Origin of the sequence: Pseudooceanicola nanhaiensis DSM 18065 (assembly GCF_000688295.1) — a bacterium.
In the GTDB taxonomy this organism is placed as follows: domain Bacteria; phylum Pseudomonadota; class Alphaproteobacteria; order Rhodobacterales; family Rhodobacteraceae; genus Pseudooceanicola; species Pseudooceanicola nanhaiensis.
This window is the reverse complement of the sequence record NZ_JHZF01000011.1, coordinates 915,272-938,338: the sequence shown is the minus strand read 5'-3', so window position 1 is coordinate 938,338 and position 23,067 is coordinate 915,272. Positions and strand designations below refer to the sequence as shown.

Here is a 23,067-nt window from a genome sequence, read left to right as displayed (position 1 = left end):
ATGGAACGATTTCGGTCCCCCGTGCTGCGGCAGCCGCGCGGTCTGACGTTGACGGCGCCGCGGGGCGCGATTAGCTGCGCTCCATGGCACGTGCACCGCTTCTTCAGCTTTCCGACATATCGCTCACCTTCGGCGGGGACCCCGTCTTCGAGGGGCTCTCTCTCAACATCCAGCCGGGCGACCGGGTGGCGCTCGTGGGGCGCAACGGCTCGGGCAAGTCCACGCTGATGAAGGTGATGGCGGGGCTGGTCGAGGCCGACGGTGGCGAGCGTGTGCTCTCGCCCGGCACCACCGTGGGCTACATGCAGCAGGAGCCCGACATGTCGGGGTTCGAGACGCTGGGCGAATATGCCCTGTCCGAAATGGACGCGTCCGAAGCCTGGCGCGTCGAGATGGCCTCCGAAGGGCTGAAGTTCGACATGGACCGCCCCGTGGCGACCGCCTCGGGGGGGGAGCGGCGGCGTGCGGCGCTGGCGAAGCTCTGGGCCGAGGGGCCGGAGCTCATGCTGCTGGACGAGCCGACCAACCACCTGGATATCGAGGCGATCTCCTGGCTCGAGGAAGAGCTGAAGGGGACGCGGAAGGCCTTCGTGCTGATCTCGCACGACCGGGCGTTCCTGCGGGCGCTGACCAAGGCCACGCTCTGGATCGACCGGGGTGCGGTGCGGCGGGCCGAGGAGGGTTTCGAGGGTTTCGAGGCCTGGCGCGACAAGATCTGGGACGAGGAGGACATCGCCCGCCACAAGCTCGACCGGAAGATCAAGTCCGAGGCGAGATGGGCGGTCGAAGGCATCTCGGCCCGGCGCAAGCGGAACCAGGGCCGGGTGCGGCGTCTGCAGGAGATGCGGTCGGACCGCGCCGCGCAGATCCGTCGGCAGGGGACGGCGGCGATGGCGCTCGACAGCGGGCCGAAGTCCGGCAAGAAGGTGATCGAGGCCGAGGGGCTTTCGAAGGCGTTCGAGGGCCGGGACGTGGTGCGCGACTTCTCGATCACCGTGACGCGCGGCGACCGGGTGGCCTTCGTGGGGCCGAACGGGGTGGGCAAGACGACGCTGATCAAGATGCTGACCGGAGAGCTGGCGCCCGACGCCGGCACGGTGAAGCTGGGCACCAACCTGATGCCCGCGATCTTCGATCAGTCCCGCGCCGCTCTGGTGCCCGAGCAGACGCTCTGGGAAAACCTCGTCGGCGACAAGGAGATGCGCGTTTCGGGGCAAGCGGATCAGGTCATGGTGCGCGGACAGCCGAAACACGTGGTCGGCTATCTCAAGGAATTCCTCTTCGACGAGCAGCAGGCACGTGCCGCGGTGAAGTCGCTTTCGGGCGGGGAGAAGGCCCGGCTGCTTCTCGCCAAGCTGATGGCGAAGGAGAGCAACCTGCTGGTGCTCGACGAACCGACCAACGATCTGGACGTCGAGACGCTGGACCTGCTGCAGGAGATCCTCGACGATTACGACGGCACCGTCCTGCTGGTCAGCCACGACCGGGATTTCATCGACCGTGTGGCCGCGACCACCGTCGCGATGGAAGGCGGCGGACGGGCGACCGTCTATGCCGGCGGCTGGACCGATTACATGGCGCAGCGCGGCGAAGGAAAATCCGAGAGCGTAACGAAGGGCGAAAAACCAAAGGCTTCCGCGCCGAAGGTGAAGCAGGGCACGACGCCCGCGCCGGGCCTGTCCTTCACCGAAAGCCACCGGTTGAAGGAGCTTCCGAAGGTGATCGACCGGCTCAACGCCGAGATCGCCAAGCTGGAGGCCTACCTCGCCCTGCCCGATCTCTACACCGCCGAACCGGTGAAATTCGCCAAGGGCACCGAGGCGCTGGCCGAGCGTCAGGCCGCGCTGGCCGAGGCCGAGGAGGAGTGGCTGACCCTCGAGGAGAAGGCGGAAGCTGCCAGCGGGTAAGTTAACCTGCCGATCGGTCAAATTCGTGGTGGCCATTCCGAAACCGGGGGTGCATATTTCTCCCGGGAGGACTTTCGACCATGTCGAATTCGGAGAGATTGCCGCTCGCCGGTATCAGGGTCATCGACCTGACGCAGGTCTATCAGGGACCCTATTGCACGCTTCTGATGGCCAAGGCCGGCGCTGACGTCATCAAGGTGGAGCCGCCCTCGGGCGAGCCGATCCGCCAGCGGCAGGAGGTCTCGCGCGGGTCCGCGGTGCCCTTCGCGATGCTGAACCAGAACAAGCGCGACATGACGCTGAACCTCAAGAGCGAGGAGGGCAAGGATATCCTCCGCCGCCTCGTTGCTGACGCGGACGTGCTGGTCGAGAATTACGCGCCGGGCGTGATGGACCGCCTCGGGATCGGCTACGAGGCGATGCGGAAGATCAACCCGCGGCTGATCTACGGCTCGGGGTCGGGTTACGGCATCTCGGGGCCGGACATGAACCGGCAGGCGATGGACATCACCGTGCAGGCGGCCAGCGGGATGATGAGCGTCACGGGCTTTCCCGACGGCCCGCCGGTGAAATGCGGCCCCGCGGTCGTGGATTTCATGAGCGGCGTGCATCTCTATGCCGGGATCATGACCGCGCTGTTCCACCGGGAACGGACGGGCAAGGGCCAGCTGGTCGAGGTCGCGATGCAGGAATGCGTCTACCCCGCGCTCGCCTCTAACCTCGGGATGATCTACGACACCGACGCGCCGCCGCCCCGCACCGGGAACCGGCATGGCGGGCTCGCGTCCTGCCCCTACAACGTCTACCCGGCCAGGGACGGCCATGTCGCGGTGATCTGCACCAACGAGGGGCATTTCGTGAACCTCTGCACCGCCATGGGCCAGCCCGGGATGGCGACGGATCCGCGCTTCGAGAACCGCGCCGTCCGGGTGGCCAACATGGAGGAGACCGACGCCTTCATCGCCGCCTGGACCTCGCAGCACACCCGCGCCGAGATCAGGGAGATCTTCGGCCGGACCAAGGTCCCGCATGCCATCGTGCGGGACCTGATCGAAGTGACGAACGACCCTCACATGCACGCACGCGGGGCGCTCGGCTGGATCGATCACCCGGAGTTCGGGCGGATCGTGGTGCCGGCCTCGCCCCTGCGGCTGCACGGCGCGGACACGCTGCCGTTCGACGCGGCCCCGGCGTTCGGGGCGCACACACGCGCGGTCCTAGCGGACGAGCTCGGCTATTCCGAGGCCGAGATCGACCGGCTCGAGGCCGAAGGCGTGGTCGTGAAACACAAGCCCGCGGTGGCGGCGGAGTAGGACAATGGCACTGGACAGCGACGACATTCACGTGGCGACGGCGGAGCGCATCTTCTCCGACCGCGCCGATCTGCAGACGGTGGCCCATGACCGGGACGGCGCCTATCGGGCTTCGCTCTGGCAGGCGGTCGAGGAGAACGGGCTGACCATCGCCATGGTCCCCGAAGAGGCGGGCGGCGTCGGGCTGACGCTGGAGGAGGCGTTCTCGCTTCTGCGCGCCGCCGGGCGGCACGCGGTCTCGGTTCCGCTGGCCGAGACGATGCTGGCGAACTGGGCGCTGGCCGCGGCCGGGCTCGAGATCCGCGAGGGCGTGCTGGTCCCGTTGGTGCCCGCCCCGCGCGGACACCTTGCGATCGACGCCGAGGGCCGGGTGACGGGCGTCTGCCCCGAGGTGCCCTTCGGGCGGGAAGCGGGCGCCTTCGTGGCGCTCTGCGACGGGCCGGACGGACCGGTGATCGCGCTGCTCGACCCGGCGGCCTGCCGGATCGAGGAGGGCACCGCGCTCTCCTACGAACCGCTCGACTGGGTGCATGTGGAGGGCGCGCCGGCGATGGCCTCCGCCCCCGCCGGGACGGCCGCGGCCCTGCCCGAGATGGCCGCGACCGCGCGCGCCAACCAGATCGCGGGCGCGCTCGAGCGGATGCTGGACGCCACGGTGCAATACGCGCAGGACCGCCGCGCCTTCGAACGGCCGATCTCGAAATTCCAGGCGGTGCAGCACCTGCTGGCCCGTCTGGGCGAGGAATGTGCCGCCGCGGTCGCCGCGGCCGGCTCTGCCGCCGACACCCTGTCGCGGGGCGAGACGGGCGATGCGCTCCTGCTTGAGGTGGCGGCGGCCAAGGTCCGCTGCGGCGAGGCGGCCGAGGCGGCCTCGGGCATCGCGCACCAGGTCCACGGGGCGATCGGCATCACCCGCGAACATGCATTGCACCGGCTGACGCTGAACGCGCTCGCCTGGCGCGAGGATTACGGGACCGAGGCGCACTGGGCGCTGAAACTGGGTCAGCTCGTCTCGGCCGGGGGCGCGGATGCGCTCTGGCCGCTGCTGGCCAGCCGCTGAGGGAGAGACCGATGAACGTCGCACTGCGTTTCGACCCCGTCCGCCTGCCGGACCATTGCCAGGACCTGCGTCAGGAGGTCCGCGATTTCCTGCGCGAACAGGTGGTGCAGGGGGTCTACGACCCGACCGCGCGCTCGCACGGATACGAGGACATCTGCCGCTTTGCCAAGGCGGTGTCGGAGCGGGGCTGGATCGGCATGGCCTGGCCGCGCGAATACGGCGGGCAGGAGCGGTCCTTCCTCGAACGCTACGTGGTGTCCGAGGAGATGCTCGTCGCCCGGGCCCCGACCCGGCGCTACTTCGTCGCCGACCGGCAGAGCGGGCCGACACTGATCCGCTATGCCTCGGAACCCATCAAGCAACGCGTCCTGCCGCAGATCATCGCGGGCGAGGCGATGTTCTGCATCGGGATGAGCGAGCCCAATTCCGGCTCGGACCTCTTCGCCGCCCAGGCGAAGGCCACCAAGGTCGACGGCGGATGGCGGCTGAACGGCGCGAAGATCTGGACCACCGGCGCGCAGCACGCCGATTACATGATCGGCCTCTTCCGCACCTCGCAGCCGACCAGGGAGAACCGCCGCCACGGGCTGACCTCGTTCCTCGTCGACATGCATGCCGACGGGATCAAGGTGAGCCCGATCGAGATGATCAACGGCGTGATGGAATTCAACGAGGTCCTGTTCGACGATGTCTTCCTGCCGGACGAGAACGTCATCGGAGAGATCGACGGGGCGTGGAAACAGGCGACCTCGGAACTGGCCTATGAACGGTCCGGCCCCGAGCGCTTCCTCGAGACCTTCGGCGCGATGCGCGCCTTCCTGACCGCCGTCGAGGGCACCGACGACACCCGCCTGCAGGAGGGGCTGGGCCGGCTGATCGCCCAGCTCCACACGATGCGGCGCATGTCGGTCTCGGTCGCGGGGATGCTGGAGGCGGGGCGCGAGCCGGTGACGGAGGCCTCGATCGTGAAGGACCTCGGCACCGTCTGGGACCAGGCGCTGCCGAAGGAGCTGCGGACGCTGATCTCGCTGATGGATTACGACCAGTACGACGTGCAGGCCTATCGCGAGCGGATGGATTTCTACACCCGCATGGCGCCGAAGCTGACGATCCAGGGCGGCACGACCGAGATCCTGCGCGGCATCGTCGCGCGCGGGCTCGGCCTGCGGTGAGGGCGGCGGGCCGGGCGCCGGGCTGAAGCGCGGCCCCCGTTTCCGCACCGAGAAACGCCGCTGGATGCGGGAGGCCGGGCTTTTGCCCGGCCTTTTCCTTGTCCGCCGGTCCGACGCTCTTCAATCACGCCCCTCTGACACAGCCTGATCTCTTGACATGACATCCTGGCCGCCAGAAGATATCAAACAGCTGTTTGAAAGTGACCTGCCGCATCGGGAGAGGAGCCCGGGCAGGTCACGCAGTCGAGAGGCGACCGGAGTGTCGCAAGAGAGGAAAGAATGACCCACCTTCAGACCACCGGCCTGGCCGGGGTGCTTGCGCTCTGCGCGGCCCTTCCGGCGACGGCAGAGGATTACAACTGGACCATCATCGCGGGCCATCCGCCGATCACGCGCGGCGTCTCGGCGATCAGCGAGCATTTCGTGCCCGAGGTGACGAAACGGCTCGAAGCGCTCGGCCATACCGTCACCTGGACCGAGGCCTATGCCGGCGCCGTGGCGGATCCGCTGGGCGTGCTGGAAGCCGTCGGCGACGGGATCGCCGAGTTCGGCTATGTGCCGCACCTCTTCGAGGGCGACAAGCTGCCGCTCGAGCAGATCACCTATGTCACGCCCTTCGGGACCGACGACCTTGGCAAGGTGATGAAGGTCATCGACCAGCTGCACGCCGAGATCCCAGAGATCGACGAGGGCTGGGCCAAGGCCAACAACGTCGTGCTCGCGCCCGTGGGCATCGACACCTACCACTTCGTGACCAAGTTTCCGATCGAGACCACGAAGGACATCGAGGGCCACAAGCTGGGCACCGCCGGTCTTGCGCTGAACTGGCTCAAGGGCTCGGGCGCGACGCCGGTGGCGGGCGCGCTGCCGGACTTCTACAACGCCATGTCCACGGGGCTCTACGACGGTATCCTGACCTTTGAATCGGTGGTGGCGCCCTACAAGTTCTACGAGGTCGCGCCCTACATCACCAAGATCAACTTCGGTGCGATGTATGCCTCGGCGCTGACCGCGAACAAGGACGTGTGGGACGACCTGCCCGACGACGTGAAACAGGCGATCCAGGAGGTCGCGGACGAATACCGCGACATCGCGGCGGAAAGCTATCGCACCGGCGGACAGGACTCGCTCGACGCGGCGGTCGCGGAAGGGGCCAAGATCTCGGAGCTCTCGGCCGAGCAGCGCGCGGCCTATGCGAACAACCTGCCCGACATCGCCGGGGAATGGGCCAAGTCGCTCGACGCGCAGGGCCTGCCCGGGACCAGGACGCTCGAAACCTACATGCGGCTGTCGAAAGAGGCCGGCATCGAGTTCCCGCGGGACTGGGGCACCGAGTGAGCACGCTTGACGAAACAACGCCGCCGGCTCTGCCCGGCGGCGTGCTGGCGCGTGCCATGTCGGGCATCGCGCTTGTCCTCGCCATCCTGGGCGGGGCAGGGACGCTGGGGATCATGGCGCTCATCAACGCGGACGTGATCGGACGCAGCTTCTTCGACCACCCGATCCCGGCCACGGCCGAGATCGTCTCGGCCGCCATCGTGGCCATCGTCTTCCTGCAGCTCCCCAATGCCACCGCCGAGGGGCGCAACGTGCGCTCGGACATGTTCCTGACCCGCCTGCGCGCCCGCTCGCCGCGGGCGGCGGACTGGGTCGATTGCGTGCATCACCTGTTCGGCACCATGATCCTCGCCATCCTGATGTATTACATGGGCCCCGAGATCATCGACTCCATCGAGGGGCGTGAGACGGTGGGGCTCTACGGCATCTGGTCGATGCCGCGCTGGCCCTTCGTGACCTGCGTGCTGATCGGCTGCATCATGACGCTCGCGGCCTATGCGCTGCTGACCGCGGGCCTCGCGCTGCGCGCGGCGCGCGGAGGGCCGCGTCCATGAGCAGCGTCGAAATCGGCATCGCCTCGATCGTGGCGATCCTCGTCTTCATCCAGCTTGGCATGCACGTGGCCATCGCGCTGATGACGGTCAGCTTCTTCGGCGTCTTCCTCGTGAAGGGCAAGTTCCTGATCGCCGGGAAACTCCTGTCCCATGCCGCCCTCGACGGGGTGGCGCGCTATTCCTTCGGGGTGATCCCGCTCTTCGTCCTGATGGGCGTGCTCGTCGGCGCCTGCGGGCTCGGGCGCGACGTCTTCGACGTGGCGGGACAGCTCTTCCGCCGCTTCCGGGGCGGTCTGGGCATCGCCACCGTCTTCGCCAACGCCGTCTTCGCGGCGGTCAACGGCACCTCCATCGCCTCGGCCTCGGTCTTCACCAAGGTCGCGGTGCCGGAACTCGTACGGCAGGGCTACACGCCGCGCTTCTCGGTCGGCGTGGTCGCGGGCTCCTCCGTTCTGGGGATGCTGATCCCGCCGTCGCTCCTGCTGATCCTCTACGGGATCATCGCCGAGACCTCGATCGGGGACCTCTTCACCGCCGGCATCCTGCCCGGCATGGTGCTGGCCTTCTTCTTCTGCGTGCTGATCCTCGCGCTCGCCCGCTTTGCCCCCGGCTTCACCGGGCGGCCCGAGGCGACGGACCTGCCCGAGATGTCCTCGGCCACGATGCTGCTGAAGTCGGCGCCGATCATCATCCTGATCCTGCTGGTCCTCGGCGGCATCTACGGCGGCTTCTTCACGCCGACGGAGGCCGGCGGCGTCGGCGCGCTCGGCGCGCTGATCATCGCGACGGTGAAGGGCCGGCTCGGTCTGCGCGAGATCGGGCGGATCCTCCTGGAGACGGGGCAGGTCACCGCCTCGATCACCTTCCTGATCATCGCCGCGCACATGTACTCGCGGCTCCTGGCGCTCACCGGGCTGCCGGGGGCGATGACCGGGCTCATGGCCTCGTGGGAGCTCGGGCTCTACGGCATCCTGCTGCTCTATCTGCTGGCCATCATCCTGCTGGGCACGATCCTCGACAGCTCCTCGATCCTCCTGATCCTGCTGCCGCTGATCCTGCCGGTGGTCCAACCCTTCGGCGTCGATCTCGTCTGGTTCGGCATCGTCACGATCATCGCCGTGGAGGTCGGCCTGCTGACGCCACCGCTCGGCGTCGCCTGCTTCGTCATCAAGGCCAACCTCGACGACAAGCGCATCACCCTGAACGACATCTTCGCCGGTGCCGCGCCCTTCGCGCTGGTCATGGTGATCATGGTCGCGCTCGTCATGGCGCTGCCGTGGCTCGCCACCGGCCTGCTCTGAGGAGGAGCGACATGTACGAGGACACCAAGCGGGAGCTTCAGGACCTGGGCAACGGCCTCTATGCCTGGGTGCAGGGCGACGGGTCCTGGGGGTGGAGCAACTCGGGCCTGATCACGGGCGACGACGACCGGGTGCTGATGGTCGATACGCTCTTCACCGGGCGGCTGACGGCGGACATGCTGGAAGCCTACCGCCGTGCCGTGCCCGCGGCCGAGACCATAGACGTGCTGGTCAACACCCATTCCAACGGGGACCACACCTACGGCAACCACCTCGTGAAGGGCGCCCGGATCATCGGCTCCACCGCCTGCCTCGAGGAGATGGAGGAGCGGCCCGCGACGGTCGTGCAGGAGGTCGTGGCCCATCCCGAGAAGTTCGGCGCCTACGGCCGGTTCTTCACCGAGACGATGGGCTCCCGCTTCGATTTCTCGGACATCGGGCACCTGCCGCCGGACGAGACCTTCGACGGCACCCGCACGCTCGAGATCGGCGGCCGCCGGATCGAGCTGACGGAGCTGGGCCCGGCGCATACCCGCGGCGACATCGTGATCCATGTGCCGGACGCGCGCACGGTCTATACCGGGGACCTCGTGTTCCACGGCGGCCACCCGATCATCTGGGCGGGTCCGATCGGCAACTGGATCGCCGCCTGCGACCATATCCTCGGGCTCGACGTCGACATCGTGGTTCCCGGCCACGGCGCGGTCTGCGGCAAGCCGGAAGTGCAGGCGCTGCGCGACTACCTCACCCATGTGGAGACCGAGACGACGAAGGCCCACGAGGCCGGGCTCACATGGGAGGAGGCGGCCTACGAGGTGGGCTACGACGCCTTCGACAGCTGGCTCGACCGCGAGCGGATCGTGGCCAATGTCGCCAACGTCTACCGCACGCTTTCGGGCGGCAGGGTGGATCCGACGAAGGACGAGATCATGGCGCAGATGCTGCGCTACCGGCACGGCGCGGAGTGCCCGCACGACGGGCCCTGCGGCTGCCAGGCGCATTAGGATCAAGGAGACCGGAATGAAACTGGTGACATTCGAAAAGAGCGGCCGGCAGGCCATCGGCGTGCTCGACGGCGAGACGATCCGCGTGCTCGACGCGGGCGCGAACCCCGCCTTCGCCTACATGCTCGCGCTGATCGAGGCGGGCGACGAGGGGCTCGAGGCCGCCCGCAAGGCCAGCGCCTCCGCCGCGACGGAGACAGTGGGCGCCGTCCGCCTGAAGGCCCCCGTGCCGGTGCCCGTCCAGATGCGTGACAGCCTCGTCTTCGAGAAACACCTCCGGCAGGCTCGCGCCAACCGGCACCTCTGGGACGAGACGGCCAAGCCGATGAAGCCCGAGGACGTGAAGATGCCGCAGGTCTGGTACGACCAGCCGATCTACTACAAGGGCAACCGCTTCTCGGTCTCGGGCCCCGAGGACACGATCATCTGGCCCCGGGGCGAGACCCGGCTCGATTTCGAGCTCGAGCTCGGCATGTTCATCGGCAAGGGCGGCTGCGACATCGCCAAGGCCGATGCCAATGAGCACATCTTCGGCTTCACCTGCTTCAACGATTTCTCGGCCCGGGACCACCAGATGCTGGAAGGCGCGGGCGGGCTGGGCCCCGCCAAGGGCAAGGATTTCCGCACCGCGAACGCCATGGGGCCCTGCCTCGTGACCCGGGACGAGATCGGCGACGGCTCGGGCCTCGCCATGATCGCGCGGGTGAACGGCGAGGAATGGGCGCGGGGGACGTCCTCGGACATGCACCATTCCTTCGCGCGGATCATCGAACACGTCTCGCGCGACGAGGATCTTCAGCCGGGCGAATTCATCGGCTCGGGCACCGTGGGGGGCGGCTGCGGGCTGGAACTGGGGCGCTTCCTGAACCCCGGCGACACCGTCGAGCTCGAGATCGAGGGCATCGGCGTCCTGCGCAGCCATATCGCGGCCGAGCGTCGCTGAGCCGCCGCCCGCCGCGGATGTGAAAACGGGCCGTCCCGGCCAAGGGTTGCGTCGGGGCGGCCTTGTCTGTCCGGCCGAAAGCCGGAAGGATGCGGCGTGCGCCGGAGAGGGACCGACGCCGCAAGGACATCGCTTACCGGAGGAGCAAGCCCATGGCCGAGGACAAGGTCGGACATCTGTCGCATCTGAAAGTGCTGGACCTGACGGACCACCGCGGCGCCATCGCGGGCCGCGTCTTCGCCCAGCTCGGCGCCGACGTCGTGCAGGTGGAGCCTCCGCAAGGCAGCGACAGCCGGATGCAGCCGCCCTATGACCCGGACGGGGATTCGCTCTACTGGGCGGCCTACGGGGCCGGGCGGCGGTCCATCGTGCTCGATCGCGACACCGACGAGGGCCGGAAGACCTTCGAGGAGCTGGTGCGCCGCGCCGACATCCTGATCCAGACCGGCAACCCCTCCGAGGACGCGCTGCTGGACTACGACGCGCTGGCAAAGCTGAACCCCGGCCTCATCCTGGCGACCGTGACCCCCTTCGGCCTGACCGGCCCCAAGGCGGCCTACGCCGACAGCGAGCTGACGGTCTGGGCCTCGGGCGGGCCGCTCCTGCCGGTCGCCGCGGTGTCGGACAAACCCTACCGCATCTCGGTTCCGCAGGCCTATCACCACGCGACGATGGACGCGGTGCAGGGCGCGCTGATCGCCTATTTCGAGCGGAAGAAATCCGGCCTCGGCCAGCATGTCGAGGTGTCGGCCCAGGCCTCGGCCACCCAGTCGACGCTCTCCATGAGCCTTGCGGGCGCGGTCGGCCACCCGAATTACACGCTCAGGAAATCCGTCGCGAGCATGAAGAACCAGCCCGACCTGTCGGGCTCCGGCGCGCGGACCAACAAGTCGAAATGGCAGGTGCAGGACGGTCTGGTCGAAATGCACCTTGCCATGGGGCCGGCGACGGGGCGCTTCACCAACAAGCTCTTCCAGTTCCTCAAGGCCGAGGGCGTGCCCGGGGCCGAGGAATTCGCCGAATGGGACTGGGCGACCCTTCAGGACCGTATCGTCGCGGACGAGATCGGCGAAGAGGACCTCCAGCGCGCCCGCGATTGCGTGGCCGTCTTCCTCGAGCCGAAGAAGAAGTTCGACGCGGTCGACATCGCGCTGGCGCAGAAGGTGCTGATGGCGCCGATCTGCACGCTCGAGGACCAGCTGCGCTCGGAGCACGTGAAATCGCGCAACTTCTTCCGCGAGGTGCCGTGGAAGGGCCGGATGCTGCGCCAGCCGGGACCCTTCGCGCGCTACATCGACGGGGCCTACGCGCCCCTGACCGAGGCGCCGACGCTCGACCGGGACCGGGAGGCGATCCTGAAGGACTGGCTCGGCGAGGCCCCCGCGACCTTCTCGGGCTCGGGCCGGAGCGAACGGCCGATGGAGGGCGTGAAGGTCCTCGACCTCGCCTGGGTCGTGGCCGGCCCGATGATCGGCCGCAACCTGGCCGATTTCGGTGCGACCGTGGTGCGGGTGGAAAGCTCCAAGCGGGTCGAGACGGCGCGCCTGCTCGGGCCGTTCCCGGGCGGCGAGATCAACAAGCTGCGCTCGGGCCAGTTCGAGAACTGCAACACCGGCAAGCTGGGCCTGTCGCTCGATCTCGGCTCGGACGAGGCGCGGGAGGTGATCCTCGACCTCGTTGAATGGGCCGACGTGGTGGTGGAAAGCTTCGCGCCCGGCCAGATGAAACGCTGGGGGCTGAACTACGAGGAGCTGGCGAAGCGGAACCCGGGGGTCATCATGCTCTCGACCTCGCTCATGGGGCAGGTCGGGCCGTGGTCGAAGCTCGCAGGCTTCGGCAATATCGGCGGTGCCATGTCGGGCTACCAGCAGCTGGTCGGCCCCGAGGGCGGGCTGCCGGTCGGTCCCTACGGGCCCTACACCGATTACGTCGGGCCGCGCTTCGGCCTCGTCGCGCTTCTCGCCGCGCTCGATCACCGCGAGAAGACCGGCGAGGGCGGCTGGATGGACGTGGGCCAGTCCGAGACCGGCATGCAGGGCATGGCCGACCGTTTCGCCGATTACGAGGTGAACGGGGTCGTCGCCGAATGCGTCGGCAACCGCGATCCGCTGATCGCGCCGAACAACACCTATGCCTGCAGGAAGCACGGCTACGACGACCGCTGGGTCGCGATCTCCTGCCGGAATGACGCCGAATGGCGGCGGCTGGCGGAGGAGGTGGGCGGCGAGCTGGCCGCGGACGAGAGCCTGAACACGCTCGAGGGGCGCAAGGCGCAGGAGGAGAGGATCGACCGTGCGCTGGCCGAATGGTGCGCCACGCAGGAAAGCACGGATGTCGAAAAACGCCTGCAGGCCAAGGGGATACCGGCCCATATTGCGGCATCGGCTGAAGACATCTACGCCGACCCGCAGGTGAAGCACTGGCATCATTTCATCGAGATCCCGCGCGGCAACGGCGAGACGAGCGTGGTCGAGGCCTGCCGCTGGCACCTCTCGCGGACCCCTGCGGCGCCGCCGAGATCGAGCCCGGACTACGGGCGCGACAATCTCACCGTGCTGAGCGATCTGCTGAAATACGACGGCGAGAAGATCGAGCGCCTCGAGAAGATCGGCGCGCTGGTCTGAGCGTCACTCCGGCGGCAAGAGAGCGGCGAGGTCCTCCAGCCGGTCCGCCTCTGCCGCCGGCTTGTCCTTGCGGATCCGTGCGATCCGGGGAAAGCGCATGGCGACGCCCGACTTGTGCCGGGCAGAGCGGTTGAGCCCCTCGAAGGCGATTTCCAGCACCAGCGAGGGCTTCACCGCGCGGACCGGGCCGAACCGCTCCACGGTGTTGTTGCGCACGAAGCGGTCGAGGTCCTTCAGCTCTTCGTCGGTGAAGCCGAAATAGGCCTTGCCGACGGGGATCAGCTGCGCGCCCTCCCAGACCCCGAAGGTGAAATCCGAGTAATAGCCCGACCGCTTGCCATGGCCCCTTTGCGCATAGAGCAGCACGGCGTCCACCAGCATCGGGTCGCGCTTCCACTTGTACCAATGGCCCTTGATCCGGCCCGCGAGATACGGGCTTTCGCGCCGCTTGATCATCACCCCCTCGATCACCGGGTCGGGCGGATCGGCGCGCAGCGCGGCGAGGTCGTCCCAGGTTTCGAACGGCAGGAGCGGCGAGAGGTCGATCCGTACGGGATCGCACGCAAGCACCATACGCTCCAGTCGGGCACGGCGGTCTGCGAAGGGCAGGGCGCGCAGATCCTCGCCCTCGTGCAGCAGCAGATCATAGGCCCGGAGCGCGGCGGGGTGCGATTTCAGCATCGTCTTGCCGACCGTCTTGCGGTTCAGCCGCTTCTGCAGATCCGAGAACGGCGCCACGGCGTCCTTGCGGCGCACCAGCAGCTCGCCGTCCACCGTGCCGTCGAAATCGAGCGCTTCGAGCAGGTCGGGGAAACTGCCCGAGATGTCCTCTCCGGTGCGGGAATAGAGCCGCTTCACGCCCGCCTCGACCGAGGCCTGCACGCGGATCCCGTCCCATTTCCATTCGGCCACGTAATCCGCCGGGTCGAACGCGCCGAGCGCGTCCAGGTCCGTCGCGGTCGAGAGCATGACCGGGCGGAACGGCGCAAGCGCGGCCGAAACCGGCTTCTCGCCGCCCTCCAGCCAGGCGAAGAGGCTTTCGAAGGGCGGGGCGAGGCCGTGCCAGAGCTCCTCGATCTCCTCGACCGGGACCGCGCCGAATTCGGCCAGCGCGGTGCGGGCGAGGCGGGCGGAGACGCCGACGCGGAGCCCGCCGGTCGCGAGCTTGAGGTAGGCGTAACGCGACGACGGCGCGAGACTGTCGAGCCGGGCCGCGATCACGCCGGGAAGCGCGGCCTTGCCGGTCGCCTCGAGCTCGTGGACGAGTTCGGAGAGCGGCGGATCGGAGGGGTCCTTTGCCTCGGGCCAGATGAGCGCGATGGTCTCGGCCAGGTCGCCGACGAAATCGTAGGAGAGCGCGAAGAGCTCCGCGTCCACGCGCTCGTTCACCAGCCCGCGGAGCAGCGACGGCGTGACGTTGCGCAGGTCGAGGTCTCCGGTCAGCGCGCCGAGCGCCAGCCCGCGCTCCGGGTCGGGGCGCGTGCGGAAGTGCTGCACGAGGTGGCGGATCTTGCCGTTCCGCTGGGGCGTGAAGGCGAGGGCCTCGAGGAGGCGGGCGAAGTGCTTCATCCCTCGGGCTCCTCCTCGAAGCCGATCAGGTGCAGCGGCCGCGACCGCCTCTGCCCGAGCGCGAGCTGACGCATCAGCGCCTCCTCCCGGCCGTGGGTGATCCAGGTCTCCTCGGGGTTCACCTCCTCGATCGTGCGCAGGAGGTCCGGCCAGTCGGCATGGTCCGAGATGACGAGCGGCAGCTCCACGCCGCGCTGGCGCGCACGGGCGCGGATCTGCATCCAGCCGCTCGCGAAGGCGATGACCGGGTCGGGGAAGCGCTGCGCCCAGGTGGCGGCGAAGGCCGAGGGGGGCGCGAGGATGATCTGGCCCGCGAAATCGGCCTTCGCCATGCTGTCGTCGGTGGCCGGGCGCAGGTCGCCGAGGGGCACGCCTTGCTCCGCGTGATAGCGGCAGAGCCGTTCCAGCGACCCGTGGATGTAGATCGGCGCGTCCCAGCCGGCTTCGCGCAGAAGCATGATCACGCGCTGCGCCTTGCCGAGGGCGTAGGCGCCGACGAGATGGGCGCGCTCGGGGAAGGCCTCGATGGAGGCCAGGAGCTTCGCGATCTCTGCCGCCGGATCCGGGTGGCGGAAGACGGGCAGGGCGAAGGTCGCCTCGGTGATGAAGATGTCGCAGGGCACCGGCTCGAACCCTTCGGCCACCGGGTTGCGGTGGCGGCAGTAATCGCCGGTGACGACGAACCGGGTGCCGCCGGTCTCGATCTCGACCTGGGCGGATCCCAGGACATGCCCCGCCGGATGGAAGCGGACCGTCGCGTCGCCGAGCGTCATCGTGCCCTCGGCCACCTGCCGCGTGCCGGTGAAATCCGCGCCGTAGCGGATCGCCATGATGTCGAGCGTCTGGCGCGTGGCCAGCACCGCGCCATTGCCGGGGCGGGCGTGGTCGGCGTGGCCGTGGGTCACCAGCGCGCGGGGCACCGGGCGCACCGGGTCCACGTGGAAATCGCCGCCGGGGCAGTAGAGCCCTTCGGGCGTCGGAAAGAGAAGGTCGTCGGCCGCCATTCAGCGGATTTAGCGCCACCCTCGCCGCCAGCAAGCGGTGCCAGCCGCCGATGTCAGCCTTCGGTTTTCTCCGCCGCCCGGTCGAGCCGCCGGTCGAGCACCGCGGCCCGCGTGCGCTGCCAGAGCGGTCGGGCCCGCGCGATGCTGGCCGCGAGCGCGGGGGCGTTCCCGTCGCGGGCGTGCGTTTCCGCCTCGACGAGGACGGCATGCAGGCGCCGGGCGCCGAAGACCGCGGCGCTGCCCGCGAAATCGTGCAGCACCGGCGCGGCCGCGCCGGGATCGATGCCCGGCCCGGACTCCAGCTTGTCAAAGGCCGTCGCCCCTTCGGACAGGAACCGGTCGAGCCGGTCCGGCAGCCCCCCGTTCGCATCCCCCGACAGGATGGCGCCGATCTGGTCGGGGTCGAGGATCGGCAGAGGGCTTTCCTCTGTGGGCGTGTCGTGCCCGGGCGGGACCGGTTGGGCGAGGCTCAGCGTGTCGGCCACGACACCGCTCAGATCGGCGCCGGTCAGCGGCTTGGCCAGCACGCCGTCCATGCCCGCCCGCTTCAGCGAGGCGACGAGGTCGTCGCCCACATGTGCCGTCAGGGCCACGATCCGGGTCGCCCGGTTGGGCCCGTGGCCGCTGCGGATGAGCCGCGTCGCCTCGATCCCGTCGGTGCGGGGCATCGAGACATCCATGAGGATCAGGTCGAAGGGCCGCTCGCCCGCCTTCTGCACCGCTTCTTCGCCATCGTGGGCCTCGGTCACGGCATGGCCCTGCCGCGTCAGCATGCGGCGGGTGACGAAGCGGTTCGTCGCGTTGTCCTCGGCCATCAGGATCTCGAGCCGCGGGCCCGGTCGGGGGGCGGCCTGCGCCGTCTCCGGCCGGGCGGCAGGCAGATCGGCGCTGCTGGCGGCGGGCAGGAGGAGCGTCACGCGAAAGATGCTGCCCTCCCCCTCGATGCTCTCGACCCCGATGTCGCCGCGCATGCTCCGAGCGAGTTGCCGCGCGATCCCGAGCCCCAGCCCGGTCCCCTGGATCTGGAGTTGGTTCGCACTGTCGGTGCGGACGAAATCGTCGAAGATCGTTTCGAGGTCCGCCTCGGCGATGCCGATGCCGGTATCGGCCACCTGGATCTCGACCCGATCGCCGGACAGCCGCTCGGCCGAGACGGTGATGCGGCCGGCGCGGGTGAACTTGGCCGCGTTCGACACGAGGTTGAGGAGGATCTGCCGCACCCGCCGCCGGTCGCCCGTCACCGGGCCGACCGGCGGTTCCTCGGCGCGGTGGAGCGCGTTGTCATGGGCCTGCGCGCGGTGCTGTTCGGCATCGAGCACGCTGGCGATCAGATGGTCGAGATCGAAGACGACCGGTTCGACGGCGACGCGCCCCTCGATCCGGGTGATCTCGAGCACGTCGTTCACGAGGTCGAGCAGCACGCTGGAGGAGTTGCGCAGGACCGGCAGGTAATGTGCCTGGATGTCCTCGGCGCGGGCGTCCTGCATCAGTTCCAGCGCGCCGATGATGCCGTTCAGTGGCGTCCGCATCTCGTGGCTGACGACGCCGAGGAACCGCGCCTTGGCGCGCTCTCCGGCGAGCGCCCGGTCGCGGCTGTGGGTCAGTTCGGCCTCGGCCGCGACCTGGTGGGAAATGTCCCGGATCACACAGACATAGACCGCGGCCCCTTCGCGATCCGTGACGTTCATCGAGACCTCGACCGGGAAAGTCGTTTGCGCGCTGCGTCCGATCAGGCGCAGCGCCGTCTTGTCGGCCTCCGAGCAGAGAGGATCGAGGTCGCCGGCGCCGAGCGGCGTCGGGGTTTCGCTTGTGTGGAAAAGGTACTGGCCGATGCCGAGGCCGGCCAGGCCCTCCCGGCTTCGTCCGAACATCTCGGCCGCCGCGTCGTTCGCGGTCTCGATCGTGCCGCGGCGGTCGAGCACGAGGATGGCATCCCGCGAGGTCGAGAAGATCGTCTCGAGCCGGGCGGAGGTGGTCAGGACCTCCCAGGTGCGCCGTTCGTTCTGCGCGGCCACCTGGCGGAACATCAGGACCAGCAGAGACAGCGCAGCCAGCAGCACGAGGCTCGCGATCACCAGCCGGAAGAGGACGAGCGCGACCGCGTTGCGGGTGTTGTCGGCCAGTTCCACCAGCGCCTGGTTGCCGTTGGTGAGAACGTCGCGGACGGTGCCGCGCAGGTCGATCAGCGTGCGGCGCATGTCGGGCAGGGCGGCGGCAAGCCGGGGATCGGGGCCATCGATCACCGGGATCATGTCCCGCAGCCCCGTTTCCAGGGTCGAGAACCCCGGACCGAGCGTCTCCGCGCGCAGGATCTCGTTGTAGAGCTGGCTCTGCGACAGGGTCTCGACCCGGCTGTAGAGAATGTCGTAGCGCTTGCGCACCTCGGCCAGAGCGGGGCGCAGCGTCTCCGCATCTGTGGCCTCGAGCTTCATGGCGACACTCGCGGCAAGCATCAGTTCGAGGTATTCCACCTCGAACTGCGACAGGGTCCACTGCATGTTGTCGGCCGGCGAATAGGCCAGCTCGGCCAGCTTCTGGCGCACCTCGGTCACCAGATAGCCGATGATCACGAGGCAGAGCACCGCGACCGTCCCGAGCAGGATCAGCCGCGGCGGCCGGCCCTCGAACCTCCTCCAGTCACGCTGCGGCTCCATGACAACTCTCCGGGCCTGCGCGGGATGCGGCCGTGCGCGTCAGGCTAGTCCGTGATCTCGATCCGGTCCAGTTGCCAGATCGAATTGGCATAGATCACCTCGGTCCGGTAGGCGGGATCGGAATCGTAATTGTAGACCAGCCAGACCGGCCCCTTGTCCCTGAGCGTCATCGGCGCGCCGTTGCGCAAGTAGGAGACGAGCGCGCCATCGACCAGCGCCTCCGCGGAGCGGTCCACCCGGTAGCCGTTCGCGGCGCCCAGCGTGATATGCGTGCCCTTCGCGCCGAGTGTCTCGAGCAGGACATCGAGCATCACGCCGGCGAAGTCCTGCGGCCCTTCGGTCCAGATGGTGTTCGTGCTGAACCCGGCCTGCGGCATCGCCTCGAGCGCGGCGCGGCTCAATTCATGGTGAGTGCCATCCTCCGTCACAACGGTCAGTATCACCTGTTCGCCCGTCTCCTGCGCCACGCAGACGGCGGGCGAGAGCAGAAATGCCGCCAAAAGCGCGGCTGCCGGTCGTATCATCCAAACTCTCCCATGCGGCAATTACAGCGAGCGTGACTGTGCCACCGTGAGGTTGCCACCGGGTAAACGCTTGCGCTTCGTCCTCGTCTGGTCAATGCCTGTAGGGTAGTTTCGATTGATCTTGCAAGTGTACCGGGTATGGCCAACATCATTCTCGCCGACGATCATGCGTTGGTTCTCGATGCGATATCGAGTCTGCTGACGGGCGAGGGGCGGCACATCGTGCGATCCGCCGCCTCCGTGCGTGACACGGAGGCGCTGATCGCCGAAGGGCCCGTTCCGGACCTCGTCCTGCTCGACTACCGGATGCCCGACATGCACGACCTCGTCGGTCTCGGACGGATTCGGGCGCTGCTGCCCGGCGTGCCCGTCGCCCTGATCTCGGGCTCCGCGGGCGGCCCGGTCGCCGCCGCCGCGATCGAGGCTGGCGCCGCGGGCTTCCTGCCCAAGACCCTCACGCGCGCCGAAATGCTGGAGGCCGTGCGCCGGATGCTGGCCGGAGAGGTCTACACGCCGCCCGCGCCGACAGACGGCTCGCTCGCCGCCACGCTCACGCGGCGCGAATACGACGTGCTGCGGGGTGTCGCGCAAGGCCTCTCCAACAAGGAGATCGCCCGCAATCTCGACCTGACCGAGGTGACGGTGAAGCTGCATGTCAAGACGATGTGCCGCAAGCTCGATGCCCGGAACCGGACCCATGCGGCCCTGCTCGCGCTCGAACTGGGCCTTCTCTGAGCTCCAGCCCGCGCGGCTTAAACCAATGTTCATGTCTCGCAGTCCATAAACCCCGGAATCGCGCCGCGACCTCGTCTCGCGACGCCCGGCACTCACGGGGTTTGATCCATGCGACATCTGAAACTGGGCATGAAGCTGGCGCTGGTACTGGCTGGTCTCGGCGGACTTGGGCTGGTCATGGGCCGATCGGACCTGCCCTGGCCTGCCGCCGCCGGCATCGCGCTCGCAATCGCGCTGATCCTGGGGCTCGGGCTGGCACGCGCCCTGTCACGGCCTCTCGCCGCCCTGGCAGAAAGGGTCGCCGCGGCGCATGATCCGGACGCGCCGGCGTCGCCGCTGCTCGACCGCGGGGACACGGTCGGCGCCCTCGCGCGCGCCATCGAGACGCTGCGCGAGAAGGCCGAGTCGGACGAGGTCCGCGCCAACGCCATGAAGGCCGCCGCGATCGAGGCGACCTCGGCCGGGCTGATGATCACGGACACTGATTTCCGCATCCTGCACGTCAATCCGACCATCGTGAAACTGTTCTGGCACCGGATCGACGCGCTGCGCACCGTGAGGGCAGATTTCGATCCCGAGCGCCTGATCGGCCGCAACATGGACGAGTTCCACAAGAACCCCGGCCACATCCGCGCCCTGGCCAGCGACCCGAAGCGGCTGCCCTTCGACACCGACATCCCCCTCGGCGATGTCAGGCTCCGGATCGGGATCAGCCCGATCCGCGACCATACGGGCGAGGTTGTCGGCACTGTCGTCGAATGGGCGGATGTGACCGATGAACGCCGGAACCAGGCGCTTCTCGGGGCGATCGACAAGGGGCAGGTGGTGGCGGAATTCGACACGGCCGGTCGGCTCAAGTCGGCCAATGCCATCTTCCGCGACATCTGCGGCCGCACGGCGACGGACGGAGGAACCGAGCTTGGCCGCGTGCTGCGGGCGATGGACGGCACCAGCACGGCCAAGGTCGCCGCCAGCCTCGAGAAGGGAGAGGCGGTGCCCGGGCCCTTCCTCCTCCTGTCGCCGGATGGCGAGGAAGCGGCAACCGTCGAGGGCGGGCTCTTCCCGATCAAGGCCGCGAACAACATTGTCTTCGGCACGGTCCTGATCGGCAACGACGTGACGGAGGCGCGCCGCGACCTGGCCGAGGCCGAGGCCCGGCGCGTGGCCCTTGTGAAGGAGCAGAACGCGGTGGTCGAACGGCTGCGGGTCGGATTGCGCCATCTCTCCGGTGGCGATCTGCGCGAGCGGCTCGATACGCCCTTCGCAGGGGAATACGACCAGCTGCGCCTCGATTTCAACGAGGCGGTGGACGCGCTCGACACGACGCTCTCGGAATTTGCCCGGGAAACCGCCGGCATGAAGCTCGAAACCAAGGAGATCTGCGACGCCGCGGGCGACATGGCCGAGCGGACGGAGAAGCTGGCCATGACGCTGCAGGAGAACGCGGCGCGGCTGGACGAACTGACCGGCACGGTCCGCACCACCGCAGACGGCGCGGTCCGGGCCAGCGAAGCCGCGAAGGACGCGCGCCTGCGGGCGGAAAAGAGCGGCGATGTCGTGGATGAGGCCGAAAGCGCCATGGCCGCGATCGCCGGGTCGTCGGCCGAGGTTGGCAAGGTGATCTCCGTCATCGACGATATCGCGTTCCAGACCAACCTCCTCGCCCTGAATGCCGGGGTCGAGGCCGCCCGGGCAGGCGAAGCCGGCCGCGGCTTTGCGGTGGTGGCCACCGAAGTCCGGGCTCTGGCACAGCGCTGTTCCGACGCCGCAGCCGAGATCGCCACCCTGATTTCTGCCTCCGATCAACATGTGGCACGCGGCGTCAGTCTTGTCGGTCAGGCGGGGGAGGCGCTGAAATCCATCGTGCGCTCGATCACCGAAATCTCCGACCATGTCACCGACATCGCCTCTGCCGGCAAGGCGCAGTCGGAGGGGCTCGCGCAGGTCAACTCGGCGACCACGCAGATCGATCAGGCCACCCAGAGCAATGCTGCGATGTTCGAAGAAACCAACGCTGCGAGCCAGGCGCTCGCCCAGCGGTCCGAAGTGATGCTGGAGGCGATCAACCGCTTCTCGCTCTCCGGCGGCGACACGAGCACTGGCCCGGCGAGAGCGGGCGGCGGGTCAGCGGCGGCTCAGGGCCGCGCTCGCCACCAGCCACGCAGGTCGCGCGCGCGGCCGGGGACCGACGGCAACGCGGCGCTGAAATCCGAAGCGGACCTGGGTCAGTGGGAAGAGTTCTGATGAGCGACGTCTCCAATCCTCCTGTCCGCCAAGGTGTTGTCGGTGGCCGAAAAGTGCGCGCCGGGGTTCAGAGGGTCCTGATCGTGGACGATTCCATCGCCATGCAGAAGCTCATAGGCCACGCCCTGGATTCCGATCCGCGATTGGAAGTCGTCGGCGTAGCGGAAGATGCCTACGCCGCGCGCGACATGATCAAGCGTCTGAAACCCGATGTTCTGGTTCTGGATGTCGAGATGCCGCGGATGAGCGGCCTCGATTTCCTGGGGCGTCTGATGCGCCTCCGTCCGATGCCGGTGGTCATGTTTTCATCCGTCACACAAAGCGGCAGCGACGCCGCTATCCGCGCTCTGGTTCTTGGCGCTGTGGATTGCATCGCCAAGCCGCAGAGCGGCGTCACGAGCGCCGTACTGAATGTTCTGGCCGATCGCGTGTATGCTGCCGCGACGGCTCCCGTCCTCGTTTCCACTCCCGACACCGACCGCCCCGCGACGCAAACGCGGACGGCGCCAGGAATATCTCGCATAGCCGACGGTCAGGTGATCTTGATCGGTGCCTCGACCGGTGGCGTGACCGCGGTCGAAACCGTACTCCGCGGGCTCCCACCTTCCATTCCGCCGGTTCTGATCGCCCAGCACATGCCGGAAACGTTTCTCCAGAGTTTCTCGTCCCGCCTCGACTCCATCCTGCCGCACCGCGTCTCACTTGCTCAGGACGGCATGGAGCTTCGGCCCGGACATATCGTGCTTGCCCCGGGCGGCATCCGTCACACAGGAATCGAGGCGCGCGGCGGTTCACTCTACTGCAAGGCAATCGATCGGCCGAAAAGAAATGGCCATTGCCCATCCGTCGACGAATTGTTCCTGAGTGCGGAGAATGTAGCACCACGCGTCACCGCTGTCATACTGACCGGGTTGGGTCGGGACGGGGCAGATGGTTTGCAGGCCCTTCGGAACGCCGGTGCCCATTGTATCGGTCAGGATGAGGCCAGCTGCGTGGTCTACGGGATGCCGCGAGCTGCGGCAGAATGCGGTGCTCTCGACCAGCAACTCCCTCTCTCTGAGATCGCGGGCGCGGTCCTGGCCTCGCTGCGTAATCCAGCCAGAAGCCTGCGAAAGGCGTGA

Annotated in this window: 17 protein-coding genes; 13 read left to right on the top strand and 4 right to left on the bottom strand. The window is 68.3% G+C overall.

Annotated features, from left to right (window positions below):
- The first annotated feature begins 83 nt into the window (after positions 1-83).
- The 10 genes from Q344_RS0105505 to Q344_RS25500 all read left to right on the top strand — a co-directional run bounded on the left by Q344_RS0105505 (position 84) and on the right by Q344_RS25500 (position 13,216).
- Positions 84-1,907, top strand: coding sequence for an ABC-F family ATP-binding cassette domain-containing protein (locus Q344_RS0105505; protein WP_028285805.1), 1,824 nt, complete (start codon positions 84-86; stop codon positions 1,905-1,907).
- Positions 1,908-1,987: 80 nt separating this feature from the next.
- Positions 1,988-3,220 carry a CaiB/BaiF CoA transferase family protein gene (locus Q344_RS0105500; RefSeq protein WP_028285804.1) on the top strand — a complete coding sequence of 411 codons (1,233 nt, stop codon included), beginning with the start codon at positions 1,988-1,990 and terminating at the stop codon, positions 3,218-3,220.
- Positions 3,221-3,224: 4 nt separating this feature from the next.
- Positions 3,225-4,280 carry an acyl-CoA dehydrogenase family protein gene (locus tag Q344_RS0105495; protein WP_028285803.1) on the top strand — a complete coding sequence of 352 codons (1,056 nt, stop codon included), beginning with the start codon at positions 3,225-3,227 and terminating at the stop codon, positions 4,278-4,280.
- 11 nt (positions 4,281-4,291) lie between these two features.
- Positions 4,292-5,452, top strand: a complete 1,161-nt coding sequence (locus tag Q344_RS0105490) for an acyl-CoA dehydrogenase family protein (RefSeq protein WP_028285802.1) — start codon at positions 4,292-4,294, stop codon at positions 5,450-5,452.
- A gap of 279 nt (positions 5,453-5,731) precedes the next feature.
- Positions 5,732-6,790, top strand: a complete 1,059-nt coding sequence (locus Q344_RS0105485; protein WP_028285801.1) for a C4-dicarboxylate TRAP transporter substrate-binding protein — start codon at positions 5,732-5,734, stop codon at positions 6,788-6,790.
- Positions 6,787-7,344, top strand: coding sequence for a TRAP transporter small permease subunit (locus Q344_RS0105480; RefSeq protein ID WP_028285800.1), 558 nt, complete (start codon positions 6,787-6,789; stop codon positions 7,342-7,344). The genes Q344_RS0105485 and Q344_RS0105480 overlap by 4 nt, the downstream gene beginning before the upstream one ends.
- Complete coding sequence (locus Q344_RS0105475; RefSeq protein ID WP_028285799.1) at positions 7,341-8,645, top strand: TRAP transporter large permease; 1,305 nt, start codon at positions 7,341-7,343, stop codon at positions 8,643-8,645. The genes Q344_RS0105480 and Q344_RS0105475 overlap by 4 nt, the downstream gene beginning before the upstream one ends.
- 11 nt (positions 8,646-8,656) lie before the next feature.
- Positions 8,657-9,649, top strand: a complete 993-nt coding sequence (locus Q344_RS23160) for an MBL fold metallo-hydrolase (RefSeq protein WP_051630296.1) — start codon at positions 8,657-8,659, stop codon at positions 9,647-9,649.
- A 16-nt stretch (positions 9,650-9,665) separates the two neighbouring features.
- Entirely contained in the window at positions 9,666-10,592 is a 927-nt protein-coding gene (locus Q344_RS0105465; RefSeq protein ID WP_028285798.1) for a fumarylacetoacetate hydrolase family protein, read from the top strand.
- 152 nt (positions 10,593-10,744) lie between these two features.
- Positions 10,745-13,216, top strand: coding sequence for a CaiB/BaiF CoA-transferase family protein (locus tag Q344_RS25500; RefSeq protein WP_169739177.1), 2,472 nt, complete (start codon positions 10,745-10,747; stop codon positions 13,214-13,216).
- A 3-nt stretch (positions 13,217-13,219) separates the two neighbouring features.
- On the opposite strand, the gene Q344_RS0105450 is transcribed toward Q344_RS25500, so the two are convergent.
- From Q344_RS0105450 to Q344_RS0105435, 4 genes are read right to left on the bottom strand one after another with little or no spacing between them, the layout of a single operon-like run.
- On the bottom strand, positions 13,220-14,785 hold the full coding sequence (locus tag Q344_RS0105450) for a cisplatin damage response ATP-dependent DNA ligase (RefSeq protein ID WP_028285797.1): 1,566 nt from the start codon (positions 14,783-14,785) through the stop codon (positions 13,220-13,222).
- Positions 14,782-15,789 carry a ligase-associated DNA damage response exonuclease gene (locus Q344_RS0105445; RefSeq protein WP_028285796.1) on the bottom strand — a complete coding sequence of 336 codons (1,008 nt, stop codon included), beginning with the start codon at positions 15,787-15,789 and terminating at the stop codon, positions 14,782-14,784. The genes Q344_RS0105450 and Q344_RS0105445 overlap by 4 nt, the downstream gene beginning before the upstream one ends.
- Before the next feature lie 53 nt (positions 15,790-15,842).
- Complete coding sequence (locus tag Q344_RS23150; protein ID WP_051630293.1) at positions 15,843-18,443, bottom strand: PAS domain-containing hybrid sensor histidine kinase/response regulator; 2,601 nt, start codon at positions 18,441-18,443, stop codon at positions 15,843-15,845.
- 44 nt (positions 18,444-18,487) lie between these two features.
- A complete protein-coding gene (locus tag Q344_RS0105435; RefSeq protein ID WP_028285795.1) occupies positions 18,488-18,967 on the bottom strand; it encodes a putative pterin-binding protein in 480 nt (159 codons plus the stop codon).
- 138 nt (positions 18,968-19,105) lie between these two features.
- On the opposite strand from Q344_RS0105435, the gene Q344_RS0105430 reads away from it, so the two are divergent.
- The 3 genes from Q344_RS0105430 to Q344_RS0105420 all read left to right on the top strand — a co-directional run bounded on the left by Q344_RS0105430 (position 19,106) and on the right by Q344_RS0105420 (position 23,067).
- On the top strand, positions 19,106-19,702 hold the full coding sequence (locus Q344_RS0105430; protein ID WP_028285794.1) for a LuxR C-terminal-related transcriptional regulator: 597 nt from the start codon (positions 19,106-19,108) through the stop codon (positions 19,700-19,702).
- 108 nt (positions 19,703-19,810) lie between these two features.
- Positions 19,811-21,946 carry a methyl-accepting chemotaxis protein gene (locus Q344_RS23145; RefSeq protein WP_084178303.1) on the top strand — a complete coding sequence of 712 codons (2,136 nt, stop codon included), beginning with the start codon at positions 19,811-19,813 and terminating at the stop codon, positions 21,944-21,946.
- Positions 21,946-23,067: a protein-glutamate methylesterase/protein-glutamine glutaminase gene (locus tag Q344_RS0105420; RefSeq protein ID WP_084178302.1), complete on the top strand. Its 1,122-nt coding sequence runs from the start codon at positions 21,946-21,948 to the stop codon at positions 23,065-23,067. Before Q344_RS23145 ends, Q344_RS0105420 begins: the two co-directional genes overlap by 1 nt.